At 69.4% G+C, this 12,782-nt stretch carries 7 protein-coding genes; 3 read left to right on the top strand and 4 right to left on the bottom strand.

Going from position 1 to position 12,782, the window contains the following annotated elements; all coding sequences use genetic code 11:
* Positions 1-4: 4 nt before the first annotated feature.
* The gene (locus ITX44_RS07840; protein ID WP_205356341.1) at positions 5-1,231 is read right to left on the bottom strand and encodes an AfsR/SARP family transcriptional regulator; all 1,227 of its coding nucleotides are present in this window, start codon (positions 1,229-1,231) and stop codon (positions 5-7) included.
* A 309-nt stretch (positions 1,232-1,540) separates the two neighbouring features.
* On the opposite strand from ITX44_RS07840, the gene ITX44_RS07835 reads away from it, so the two are divergent.
* Both ITX44_RS07835 and ITX44_RS07830 read left to right on the top strand, forming a co-directional pair.
* Complete coding sequence (locus ITX44_RS07835) at positions 1,541-2,824, top strand: S1 RNA-binding domain-containing protein (protein WP_205356340.1); 1,284 nt, start codon at positions 1,541-1,543, stop codon at positions 2,822-2,824.
* 62 nt (positions 2,825-2,886) lie between these two features.
* Entirely contained in the window at positions 2,887-3,411 is a 525-nt protein-coding gene (locus tag ITX44_RS07830) for a RipA family octameric membrane protein (protein ID WP_205356339.1), read from the top strand.
* A 305-nt stretch (positions 3,412-3,716) separates the two neighbouring features.
* On the opposite strand, the gene ITX44_RS42115 is transcribed toward ITX44_RS07830, so the two are convergent.
* Together ITX44_RS42115 and ITX44_RS07825 are read right to left on the bottom strand one after the other, a co-directional pair.
* Positions 3,717-3,851, bottom strand: a complete 135-nt coding sequence (locus ITX44_RS42115) for a hypothetical protein (RefSeq protein WP_265934193.1) — start codon at positions 3,849-3,851, stop codon at positions 3,717-3,719.
* A gap of 131 nt (positions 3,852-3,982) precedes the next feature.
* Complete coding sequence (locus ITX44_RS07825; RefSeq protein ID WP_205356338.1) at positions 3,983-5,116, bottom strand: glycoside hydrolase family 11 protein; 1,134 nt, start codon at positions 5,114-5,116, stop codon at positions 3,983-3,985.
* A gap of 466 nt (positions 5,117-5,582) precedes the next feature.
* Between ITX44_RS07825 and ITX44_RS07820 the strand changes: the two genes are divergently transcribed.
* The gene (locus ITX44_RS07820; protein WP_236060260.1) at positions 5,583-6,122 is read left to right on the top strand and encodes a M15 family metallopeptidase domain-containing protein; all 540 of its coding nucleotides are present in this window, start codon (positions 5,583-5,585) and stop codon (positions 6,120-6,122) included.
* Between the two features lie 4 nt (positions 6,123-6,126).
* On the opposite strand, the gene ITX44_RS07815 is transcribed toward ITX44_RS07820, so the two are convergent.
* Entirely contained in the window at positions 6,127-12,564 is a 6,438-nt protein-coding gene (locus ITX44_RS07815; protein ID WP_205356337.1) for an RHS repeat-associated core domain-containing protein, read from the bottom strand.
* Positions 12,565-12,782: the final 218 nt, after the last annotated feature.

Raw genomic sequence — 12,782 nt, 5'->3', positions numbered from 1 at the left:
CCCCTCAGCGTGAGCGGCGCGGTTGTGCCGCTTTGCCCGCCGGACGGGAGCCGCGGGGGCCGCCACGCCCGACGTATTTTCGACAGAAGGAGTCCACCAGCGTTCGGGCCTCGGGCAGCCGGCCCTCGTCCAGTGCCTGCTCCGCCTTTCGTTTGGCCTGGTACACGGCGGTCACGCGAGACGACTTGCTGCCCTCGCTGAGCAGCACCGGCCCCACGAACATTTCGCAGGCCCAGTTCAGCCAGCAGCGCAACCGAGCCGTCTCCGCTACGGGGCTCTCGCCGACCAGCCGGTCGGCGATCTCGGGCAGCGCGTCGACGAGGTTGCGGTCATTGGATCCCTTCGACAGGGCGTAGAGCACGCGGTGTTGCGCGAAATACCTGCCGCTCGGGTCGCCCGCGGCGGCGGGCGGATCCCGGGAGATGAGCGCACACGGGATGTCCGTGCGGTCTCGCAGGTGGTCCACGATGCGGTGTCCGTATCCCCCCAGGTTGTCGGTCAGATACAGGTCGACCACGGCTCCGTCGAAGTGTTCGAGTTCGCCCCCGTCGCGCAGGCTCAGCCACCCGTCGACCGAATCCACCGTCGTGACGTCGTAGTCCCCGGAGAGGATGTCCCTGATCGCCTCGGCGTGGGTGTCGTCGACCACCAGCAGCCGCTTGTACCCCGGTCGTTGACGTACCGGCAACAGGTCGGCCGCACGACGGTCCAGCGGGAAGTACCCGACGAATCTCGCCAGCCCCGCCGGCCGTCCTTCCACCGGTAACTGGCCTATGAGGTCGAGCATCCGGGCGCGGGCCTCATCCACGCGACTCCAGTGGACTTCGGCCACGTCCTCGTAATACGTCGCTTTGGGATCACCCCGCCACAGGCTCAGCAGGCGCTCCAGAGCGTCCGGCGCCAACAGCGGGGCGGACGGTGCCAAGGCGCCGACGAACTGCCAGACGTCCACTTCGGCCCGGTCGCGGTCGAGTGCGTAGAGTCCGTCGTGCGTGGTGGGGGCCATGGGGACATCGTGCTGTCGTAAGCGCTCGACCAGCTTGTTCAAGTTGTCCCGGGTGATGCCGAGCAGCTTGCACAGCTCCCGGGTCCCCGCCGGTCTGTCGATCAGCGCCAGATGGACCAGCAACCGCGCGGGGCTACGTGGGGGCACGCGCAGTTCCTGCTCGTTGCGCCGCAGCCGCAGGGGTCCCAGCAGATCGATCCGCAGCTTGTCGTCCTGAACACTCACGGAGGCCGTGTCCGGTCTGTCCACCACCCCCTCAGCCTAGGCCGACAACCGGACTCCTGGGGACGAGTGCCCCAAAATGCCGCTCCGCTCGTCGATGTGCCGCTGACGGCGGCGCTGACGGCGGCGCTGACGGAACCCGCCGGCCCGCCGGAATGTCATCGCACGTTCGCCTGGCTGTGTCAGCGGACCGGGATCGATGCTCGGCTCACGAAGAAATGGTGGCCGGTCCGCCCGCCGGCAGGCAGGGGTCGCGGCCCTGGCCACCACGGTCCGACGGCCATGCGGCCACGTCTCTTGAAGGAGCACTCCATGAGTCCGCAACGTCTCACCCGGGAGCACGGCATGAACCCGGGGAATGTCTTCATGGTCATGCCGTACGGGGTCAAGCCCGACGCGCAGGGCCGCCCCTTCGACTACGACCAGATGTACCAGGGCGTGCTCGTGCCCACGGTCGCCCAGGCTGGCATGTCGATGCAGCGTGCCGACGCCATGCACGGCGGCGACACCGTGATCGAGCCCGTCTGGCGCGGCATCCAGCAGGCGGAGATCGTGCTCATCGTGTTCTCCCCGGCCTCGACGAACGTCTCGCTCGAGTTCGCCATGGCCTACCTGATCGGCAAGAAGATGATCTACCTCACGCAGGACTCGGACGATCTGCCCAGCGACGTGCGGGGGCTGCGGACCATCAGGTACAGCTCCAACTTTGCCGACATGAACCGCATGCGCGACGAACTGCTCGCCGCCCTCGAGACGATGCGCGAGGAGCCCAGCGCCGAGATGATGCTCGTGCCGATGCCGACGACGGGCGCCACGCCCGCGCCCGGCATGGTGGTCTCCGCGACGGAGGACCACGCGGTGATCAGGACGGACGACGGCCGGCACGGCGTGCTGTCGGCCTCGGACGTGGACTACGCCCGGATCATCCACGACATGTCGGCCAAGTTCCCCCGGGGAACACGGGTCAACGGGAGTTTTCACGTCAGCGCCCAGGGCGACATGCGCTACACCCTGCTGGCCGGAGAGACGAACCCGTGGCCGGCGTTGGTGTCGGCCTACCCGGAGGGGCGGGAGTTCACCGGCGTCGTCCAGCACGTGCTACCCGGCACCGGCGCGTTCGTCCGGGTCGCCCACGACGTCAACGGCCTGGTTCCGGCGGCTCAGCTCCCCGGCGACCTGGTCAAGGGCGAGCAGCTCGACGTCGCCGTGGTCCGGATCGACGCGCAGCAGCGCCGCATCGCGCTGCGGTTCCTGCGCAGGCCCATGACGGCCGGTCCCTGGCCGACGACCGGGCCCGAGAACCCCCCCACGGCTTTCCCCCGGGTGGGAGACCTTTTCGACGGTGAGGTCGCCTGCGTCAAGCCCGAGGGCAGCGGCGGCTTCCTCCTCCTCGGCGTGAAGGGCTTGCCGCGCAAGGTGCTGCTGCACTGCACGGCGATGAGCGAGGAACTGCGCGCGGACCTGAACTCCGGCCAGATCCAGCTCGGTGAACTGATCTCCGTGCGGGTCCTGACCGCCGACCCGCGCAGCGGACGGGTGACCGTCGAGGAGGTTCCTGACCCGGCGGAGGCGCCCGAACTGGCCCCCGCCGCCTGATCGCCCGACACCGGCCCCGCCCACGGTGGGGCCGGTTCCGTTGACTCGAAGGGAGTACGACCATGCACCACAGCACTGCCGCGCTGGATCACATGCTGGCGAATTCCACGGTCGGGCCCGCTCAGTACGCGGACGGGCCGTCGCGGCTCCACCGTGCCGCGCTGCTGGAGCAGTACAAGCTCTATGTCGAGATGGCCGACCGTGTCAGCGCCCGGCGCGGTGTCGCCAACGCCTTCTTTCTGACCATCAACACCGGGGCCACCGCGGCCGTGAACGTGGCCGTCGGCCTCGGCGCGCATCACGCTTCGGCGTGGGCGATCGGCAGTCTGACGTGTGCTCTCCTGATCCAGTGCTTCCTCTGGGCGGCCACCATCCACGCGTATCGACGACTGAGCGACGTCAAATGGCGCGTTGTCGGGGCGCTTGAGCGGTTGCTGCCGGTTCGTGCCTGGTCCGACGCCGAGCGGGGGCTGTTGTCGTCGTCATGGGGCAGTCGCTATCTCACTCTCACGAGGCTGGAGGAGCTGGTGCCCGTGTGCTTCGCGCTCCTTTATGGGCTCACCTGCATCGCGGCCCTGATCCTTTGACGGGCCCGTGCATTTCATGAAGCCCTATAGCTGGATCCGTGCTGGATCGCGCGCCGTTTCTGGCCATCGCTGCAGATTGCAGCGTTGCCCACAACGTTCCGGTTCAACGTGTAGGCGACACCTCGTCAGCTGTCGTCATCGCTGGTCATGGGTACGAGCGCTGGATCGGTGCTGGATGGGACTGATGACGCGTCAGTTGCGTCCTCACGTTGTGACTAGGCCGTTTCGTCCGGATCATCTGGTCGTTATTCGAGCGGTGGCCCGGCAGGCGGTGCAGGTGGAGGTCGTGGCAGCAGCAGCCGCCCTCAGACCGGGCCCGGATCAGCGGGTGTTCGGCTCGTGGCGTCCTCGAAGCGCAGGCCGGGCGGTCCCGGCCGGCCTGCGGGTACGGCCAGGACGAGGGCGCCGCCCGGCAGCGGTTCCCTCGTCGCCGCGGTCATGGGACCGGTGTCGGCGCGAACACCGAGTCCGTGCGGGCGGGTTTGCCCGCCCGCACGCGTCCGCTCGGCCGACGCCGGTGCTGTCGGCCGGCCGGTGTGCCCGGGCGCGGGTGCGCCCGGGCAGGCGGGGATCAGCCAGTGGTGCAGGCCGTGCCGTTGAGGGTGAAGGCCGTAGGCGGACTGAAGGAGCCGGAATCCGTGCCCTGGAAGCCGAAGGACTGGCTTCCGCCCGCTGGGATCTGGGCGTTGTAGGACACGTTCGTGGCGGTCACCGAGCCCGAGGACGGACTGATGGTGGCGTTCCAGGCGTTCGTGACCGCCTCGCCGGAGGGAAGCGTGAAGCCGACGTTCCAGCCGTCGATGGCGCTGGAACCGGTGTTCGCGACCGTCACGTTGGCGGTGAAGCCGCCGTTCCAGCTCTGCGGGGTGAAGCTCACCGTGCAGGACGCGGAGCCGGTGCCGCCGGTCGTGCCTCCGGTGGTCCCGCCGGTCGTCCCGCCCGTGGTGCCTCCGGTGGTCCCGCCCGTGGTCCCGCCCGTGGTGCCTCCGGTCGTGCCCCCGGCCGAGCCGACGGTGATGTCGGAGTTGCCGGAGGACCCGTAGCCCTCAGTGGCCAGGATCTCGTAGTTCGGAGTGCCGAGGTTCAGGCCCGCTTGCGCCCACGCGTTGAAGAAGTTGGCCACGGTGATGGTGCCGCCGGTGCGCTTCGCCTGGCGGATCGCCCAGTACTGGTAGAACGTCGCGGTGCCGATGATCGACGGCTGGTTGACGCGCTGGGTCCGGTACAGGTCGTACGTGCTGCCGTCGCTGTTGACCGAGCCCAGCTTGGTGGTGCCTGAACTCGGGTTGTAGTTGCCGTAGTTGTCGACGATGTAGTACTCGATGAGCGGGTTCGTGGTCCAGCCGTAGAGCGACAGGTAGCAGTTGCCGTTGCAGTTCCAGGTGCCCGAGTAGGTCACGGGCGCTGTCGTGCCCGGGTTCCAGCCCTTGCCGGCCACGAAGTTGGTCACGTTGTTCCACGTGGTGCTGTACTCGCCACCGGCTTTCAGGGTCATGGACGCCTGGCCACTGTTCTGGCTCCAGAAGGAGTAGAAGTAGCCGTTGTTGGTGCCGGTGCTGTTCGAGTTGACGACCGTGTCGGCGCTGGCGGTACCGGGCAGGAGCAGCGCGGCCAGGGTGGCCAGCACCACGGCGCAGACGCCGCTGAGCAGGACTTGGGCGCGGCCCCGTCTGCGGTGGTCGGGATGTGCGAGCGCGTGGTTCATGTACTGATTCCTCCTCTGAAGACTGGCGTGGGGGGTACCGGGCGGGTGCCCGCACGGCCCGGATGCGAGGAGGCGCGTCGGATCGTACGGCGCAGCCGGACTGGCCGGTCGTCGTGGCGCCCGGCGGCCAGAGGACCGGGCCGCGCGTGGCGGCCCGTATCGACAGCGGTTGCGGTCTGTCGATGCCGACAGTGTTGGTTCGACCGCATGGAGTGTCAACGGTTTCGGCAATTATTTCGAAAGAGTCGGTCCGGCGTGGCGGGCTCGGGGAGGCAGGTTCATCCAGTTCACGACGGGGAGAGGTGGAATGGGGTGAACGGCTTCGATCGGGTCTCGACCTGCCTGGTGAAGGGGTTTGCGGACAGCGATGTCGAAACTTTCGACAGCCGGTTCCGGCCGCCTCCCCGGCCGTACGAGGAGCGCGTACGAGCACCGGGCCCGGCGCGGGCTGCGGCATGACGCCGCCATGAGTGAGAGCGTCCTGATGTCGGGTCCGAAGGTCGCCGCCATACCCGTCGTGGAGTGCGGTGAGAGCCTGGTGGACGTCCGCCGCGACGGCTCGTTGCTCGTCGACGGCCGCGAGAACGACCCGGCGGGTGCCGTCGCGCATCTTCGGGAAGGTGTCCTTGAACGGCTGCTGCGGGCGCGGGAGGCGCTGCCGCGGGGCCTGCGCCTGCTGTTCGTCGAGGGGGACCGGCCGCCCGCGCTGCAACGGGAGCACTCCGAGAAGTACGCGGACCGGCTGCGCGCCGACCCTCCCGAGTGGTCGGCCGAGCAGGTCCACTCGGCCGCCAGCCGCTACGTGCCACCGCCCCGCATCGCCCCGCACAGCGCCGGAGCGGCCGTCGACCGGCACGTCCGCGACCATCCGCCAGTGACAGCCGTGCACACGCAGGGCCGTTTATCAGGCACTCCCATGGCGGGTGTCCAGGCCGATCTCTGTACGGCGGGGCTGGGGAGGTGGTGGCCTCCCCAGCCCCTTAACCCGGCTCGCCAGCGCGGATGATGCGCTAGCCGATGATGTTGCTGGTGGTGGTGACCGTATTGCGGGCCCGCCAGTCCACCCAGAAGGTGGTCCAGAAGGGACCGTCCGACAGGTTCCGGTTCGTGTAGTGGTAGGCGTCGTTGTTGGAGATGGCGGAGCAGCAGTAGTGGTCGCTCCAGAACGTCCAGTAAACGGACCTGTTCGTGTGGGCGAACCGGTACTCGTAGGAGAAGGCGCTGATAACGTACGCCGCCACGAAGGTGCCCCGGACGTAGCTGACCCAGTGCCCGCTGCCGTGAATCTCCGAGCAGAGCTGTCCGGCGGGGATCCTGATGTTGACGCCCCACTTGCTGAAGCCGAAACCGCCCCACCAATTGCAGTTGACCGCGCTCTGGCCGTTGGGGTCGGTGTAGGTCGCGGGGTTGCCCGCGGCATACGCGTACGGGGCGTTGGTGGTGGACGTCAGCGGGTCCACGGACATGAACTGCCCGGTCGCCGGGTCGTAGTAGCGGTTGACGAGGTAGTCCAGCCCGGTTCCGTCGGTGTAGTACCCCGCGTAGCCGAACGGGGTGGTGGCGGTCAGGCCACCGGGGGTCAGGGGGTTGCCGTAGGCGTCGTAGGTGGCGCTGCCGGTGAGGGCGCCGCTGGCGCTGATCGTGCTGCGGACGGAGCCAAGGGAGTCCGTCATCAGGTAGCCGGCCGTCCCGGAGGACAGGTCGACCTGCTCGGCGGGGGACCCGTCGGTGCCGTAAACGTAGGCGTTCGAGCCGTCCATCAGGAGCTCCGGCGTGCTCGCGCCGGTGTTCCGCCAGGTGTAGTACTGAGTGCCCGCGGAGTCGGTGCTGGCAGCGCGGAGGCCCTCACCGTCGTAGCCGGCCGCGGTCATTGCGTCGGTGCTGTCGGTGTAGCTGGTCAGCTCGCCGGCCCCGTTCCAGCTCGCCGCCCCGGTGGTGGCGCCGCCAGTAGTGGCGCGGGTGCGCTGACCGTCCGCGTTGTAGGTGTAGCTGGTGACCGTCCCCGACTTGGTCGAGCTGGTGAGCTCGCCAGCGTTGTCGTAGCTCCCCGTCGCCTTGCCGGGCAGGCCGGTCAGGCTGCCGGAGGCGTCGTATGCGTACCCGACGCTCTGGGAGTTCACCTCCGAGGACAGCTGGTCCTGCGCGGTGTAGGCGTAGGTCTTCGACGTTCCCGCGCTGGTCGGGGAGTCGGTCTCGGTGAGGATGCTGCCGTCGGGGGCGTCGCCGTAGGCGAGTGACCGCAGCGTGGTGCCGGACGAGTTCTCGAGGGAGATCGAGGAGGTCCGGTTCGAGTTGTCATAGCCGGTGGTGATGGTGTCGCCGGTCGCGCCGAGCGTCCGCTTGGTGGCCAGGCCGTCCGCGTTGTTGGTCACGCCGATGGCATTGCCCGCGAAGTCGGTGACCGCGGTGAGGTTGCCGGCGTGGTCGTAGGCGTAGCCCACCGTGTGCGTCGTGGCCCAGGTGGCGGTGGACGGCAGCGGGTAGGTGATGCCGGTCGTGTTGCCAGCGGCGTCGTAGCCGTAGCCCACGTTCTGGCCGTGGCCGTTGGTGGTGGACGTCAGCTCGCCGAACGGGTCATAGATACTGGTGGTGGTCCCGGTGGCGTCGGCCATCGAGACCTTGCTGCCGTCGGCGTCGTAGCCAAGGGTGACGGAGTGGGCGGCGGAGCCGGAGTAGCTGACCGTCGCCTCCTTGCCCGCCGGGGTATAGGTGTAGGTGGTGGTCACGCCCGCTGGGTCAGTAGTCGTGAGCGGGTTGCCGGCCGGGTCGTAGGTCCAGGTGGTGGTACCCCCGGCGCTGTCCGCGCTGGTGTCCGGGGTGACCTGGGAGACCCTCTCCCCCGCGGAGTCGTAGGCGTAGGTCGTTGCGAACGGGGAAGACCCGGAGCAGGCCGTGGCGGCGGAGGTGTTCCCGTCACCGGGAATCACAGCCGTCCTGTTTCCATCGCTGTCGTAGCAGTAGACAGTGGTGGCCGCAGTGGACGTGCCGTAGCCGGTCGTCTGGGTCGCGATGGCTCCTTCGGGGGTGTAGGTCTCGGTCGTGACGTTGCCGGGCGCGCCGGAGGCGCTGCTGGTCGGCGGGGCCACCACCTTGGTAGTGCGGCCGGCTGAGTCGTAGGTGTACGTGGTGGTCTCGGTGCCGGACTGGTCCGCCGGGGCAGGGGCTGTCTGGGCGGTCTTCTCGCCCCCCGCGCTGTAGGTGGTGGTGGTGGCGTCGGATGCCAGACGCTCGGTGTAGCCCGCCGGGTACGATGTAGGGCAGGACGCCGCATTCAGGCCATTGGCGGCGACCCCGGTCGCCGGGACGGTCTGGGCGGCGTTCCCGGCACCGTCGTAGCAGGTGAGCGTCGCGTGGCCGTCCGGGTCGGTGACCAGCGTGGCCTTGTCGTTGGCGGTGTAGGCCGTCGTGGTGGTGTAGCCCCGCGGGTCCTTGACCGACATCTGGTTGCCGTCGGCGTCGTATCCGTAGGTGGTGGTGCGGGCGGTAACCGTCGCGCCGCTGCCCGCCCCGGCGGAGACCGAGGTCTTCTTGCCGTCGGCGTTGTAGGCGGTGACGGTGGTGTAGTTTCCGGCGTTCGCTCCGGACAGGTTTCCGTCTGGCAGCGTCTGGTTGGTCTGCTCGCCGTCCCCGTCGTACGCGTAGCTGGTGATGGCGACCTCAGAGCCGTTGCCGTCCGGGGTCGAGGACGACGTCAGGTCTCCTGCCGAGTTGTACGTGAGCTGGGTGACCACCCCGTCGGCGTCAATCTTCGCGCACGGTAGGGCCTGGCTCGGTGGGGTGGCCGTGCAGGACACCGTGGTGCCGCCCACGGTGACGGAGTTGCCCTTGTACAGGGTGTACGTGACCTGCTGATAGGCCGCCGTCGACGAGCCGGGCTCGTACACGCCGGTATCGGTGTACAGCGTGTTTCCGTCGGTGTCGTGCAGGGTGTACGTGACACCCCTTGGCGGGGCGGAAGTCGGCGCGCCGATCGGGCCACCCGGTGCCACCGCTGCCGGCGGCGCGTCGCTGGAGCACGCTGCGGACGCCGCGCCCTCGGTGTTGCAGTTGTTCTCGCCCGGCGCCGTGTAGGTGCTGGTCGTAGTGGTCCCGGACGGATCGGTGGATGACGTCAGGTCGCCGGTCTTGTCGTAGTTGTACGTGGTCTGGTTGCCGTCGCCGTCAGTGCTCGTCGCATCGAGCAGCGTGCCGCTCGTCGTATTCGGCTGCTCGTCGGTCTCCGATGTCAGCGTGGTGCCGGTAAAGGTGGACGTAGAGGCGAGGGTGCCCTGCTGGTAGGAGTAGACGGTGGAGTTGCCGTCAGGGTCGGTCACGGTGACGATGCCGGTGCCGGTGGCGGGGTTCATGCAGTCGCCGGTGGCGGCGTTGGCACAGTAGTTGAAGGTGGTCTGATAGCCCATCGGGTCGGTCTGCGAGGTCACCCGGCCCAGGGAGTCGTAGACGTTGACGGTGGAATCACCCGCGTCCGGGCCGCCGGGCTGGGCGTTCGGGCTGGTGATCGTGAGCAGGTCGCTGGCGAGCTGCGGGTTGCCGGTGGAGCCTGCTCCGTAGGTGTAAGAGGTGACGTTGCCCATCGGGTCGGTGGCCGAGACAAGCTGGCTGGCCGAATTGTAGGCGTAGGCCCACCGGCGGCCGAGGGGGTCGGTGACGGAGGTGACCAGGCCGCCGGAGTTGCTGCCCAGCACCAGCGAGCGGCCGGAGGCCGCGGTGATCATCGTGCAGGAGCCGGCCGCTGACGGGCAGTTCCCGCTGCCGGGCGATGGTCTGCCCGCTGTCACCGTCAGGGTGTCGCCCACGGCGTCGGACTCCGACACGAGCGCGCCGGTGCTGGCGGAGTAGGTGTAACTGGTGCCGGGGGTGGGCGTGTAGGTGTAAGTGCCGCCCGAGGAGCTGTAGGTGAGGGTGGCGTTCACGTTCTGCGGGAGGGTGCAGTAGGTGCTGCCGCTGGCTGCGACATAGGGGGTGGTGCAGGTGCCGCCGCTTTTCGGGTAGAAGGTGACCTTCGAGCCATCGGCCTGGTTCACGGTGATCCCGGTGCCGGCCGGGCCGGTGTTGAACTGCTGGCTGGTGGTGGCGAAGACCTCGCGGATCTTGGAGTCGATGGGGTCAGGGACCAGCATGCTGCCGCTGGTGTCGAAGGTGACGGGCCCGGGCGAATTGATCTCGGCCGCGGTGGCCGGGCCGCCGTCGCCGGTGTCGCCCGCCGCCATGGACGAGCCGATGACCGTGTACATGTCGCCGGCGGTCATCGACTGGCCCCACTGGGTTCCGCTGGCCACCGGGACTTCCTGCAGCCGGTTGTTGTTGCCGTCGCTGATGTACAGGTCGCCGGCCGTGTCCGTCACGACGCCGTCCGGCCCGTTCAGGTCCGCCGACGTAGCGGGACCGCCATCCCCGGCGCTGCCGCCCGTCCCCTCCACCGACGAGCTTCCCGCGATCGTGTAGATGTCGCTGGCCGTCATGGCCCGGCCCCATTGGGTGCCGGTCACCGCAGGGATCTCCCGGACCACGTTCACGTAGTCGTCGGCGATGTACAGGTCACCCGCGGCGTCCAGCGTCATTCCGGAGGGGGAGATGAACCTGGCGGATGTGGCCGGCCCGCCGTCCCCCGAATACTGGCTGGTGCCGGCCTTCCCCGCGATCGTGTACATGTCCCCGGCGGTCATCGACTGCCCCCGCTGGGTGCCCGTGGCGACGGGCACCTCCTGGACGCGGAAATTCTGGCTGTCGGAGATGTACAGGTTCCCCTCGCCGTCCGTCCGCACGCTGGCGGGGTTGTCAAGCCTCGCCGAGGTGGCCGGACCGCCGTCGCCGGACGAGCCCGCCGTGCCGCTCGCGCTGCCCACGACCGTGTACATGTCATCGACGGTCATCGCGATGCCGAACTGCGTCCCGGTCGCCGCCGGGACCTCCTGGACCCGGTTGTTGAGCATGTCGGCGATGAACAGGTTGCCCGAGCCGTCGAGGGTCAGGCTCCACGGCTCGTTCAGCAGCGCCGAGGTGGCCGGCCCGCCGTCGCCGGAGTGGCCGGACGCCCCCGAGGAACTGCCCGCGACCACGTACGCGTGCCCCGCCGTCATCGAGATCCCGAACTGCGTGTGGCTCGCCGCGGCGACCTCCACCACGTCGTTGGCCGTGGCATCGGCGTAGAACACGTCCCCGGCGGCGTCCGACACCATGTCAACCGGCTCGAACGGGTATACCCCGGCCGGGTTCACCGTGTAGATGTCACCCGGCACAGGCCGCTGGAGCGTCAGCGACGTCGCCCAGTCATCCGTCCACCCGTAGCCCAGCGGCCCGGGCGGCCCGGCCACCGTCTGCCGCCGGGCGGCCTGCGCGTCGTACGTCCGGGTGAAATCGAGCGCCGGGCCGAACCCCGGGACCGAGAAGTCGGCGGACGACTGCGTGAAGTCGCCGTTCTCGGTGTTCACCGGATCGGCCGCCGTCGCCTGGACCACACCCGGCGCCGCGGCGTTCCCGCTGCCCGCCGTGGTGCCCGCCAGCACCTCACCGCCCGCACCCGGCGCGAGCGCCGTGGTCGCGGCCGACACCGGCTGCCCGAGCAGCACGTACGGCTGCCCCGAGACGCCGTCGGAGGCGGTGAAGTCGGCCGTCACGTCCGGGGCGGCGTCGAGGGCCACCGGGGTGAACATCGCGGGCCAGGAGTTGAACGCCTCCTGCACCGGGCACCCGGGCGACGCCCACGATCCCGTCCCCAGCGAGCTGTTGGTGACCGCGCCGAACGTGCCCGCTGCCGCTGCCGCCCACTTGTTCACAGTGCCCGGGTCGCCGCACGACAGGCTCCCCTGGACGGTCAGGCCGCCGGCCGTGCCGATGCCCTCCACGCCGCTGAGCAGCGGCACCGCCGTCTTCGCCGCCGCGGTCTTGTATTCGCAGTTCAACGACACGTACAGGCCGGTGCCCGTGCCCGCCGCCGACGAGTACCCGGACGCCGCGTACCCCACCGAGGCGTCTACCAGGTTGCTCGCCGCCGTCGTGCCCGCCGCCGGCGCGGTTCCCAGCACCGCGACGTTCCCTGTCACGGCGGACCGCCACGTTGTCCCGATCGCGTCCGTGCCCGACGTGGCCGTTGTCGGCGTCAGCGTCGAACAGGAACTCGTCGTCGACGGGTCGCCGATCACCAGCACCGCGTACGACTCGAAGGTGCTCGCGGAGTCCGCCAGCCACTGCGCCGGCGTCGCCTGGGTCACCGCCCACCCCGCCGCCTGGAGCGCGGGCGTCTCCGGGGCGGTCGTCTCGCCGTTCTGAAGCAGCACAAGCGCCTTGCCCGGCGGGGTGGACGCCTTTGCCGGCGGCGCCGCCGCCACGCTGGCCGCGGCCACAACTGCCGCCCCCGTCACGCCGGCGGCAGCCACCGCGGCCGGGGGCAACGCCATCCCGCCCACCGTCAGCACCGGCCCCAGGCTCGCCGCCAGCATGCTCCGCATGCCCCGGAAAGACTTCCGGCGAAAGGTACGCGCCCCAAGGACAGGACCAAGACCAAGACCAACCACAGCAACCTCCTCAAGGGGATTAATTGGGGGCCGTTTGCATGAGGACGGCGATGCCGAACGCGACGTTCGGGTCACCGAAGACGGGGGGCTGCGGGGGACTGGCGGGATCGGATACGTAGGGGTTGCCGTTGCTGTCGAGTTCGTAGGTGTAT

The sequence above is a fragment of the Actinacidiphila acididurans genome, from assembly GCF_016918855.1.
GTDB lineage: Bacteria > Actinomycetota > Actinomycetes > Streptomycetales > Streptomycetaceae > Actinacidiphila > Actinacidiphila acididurans.
The sequence above is the reverse complement of the archived record's forward strand: the minus strand, read 5'-3'. Positions and strand labels throughout refer to the sequence as shown.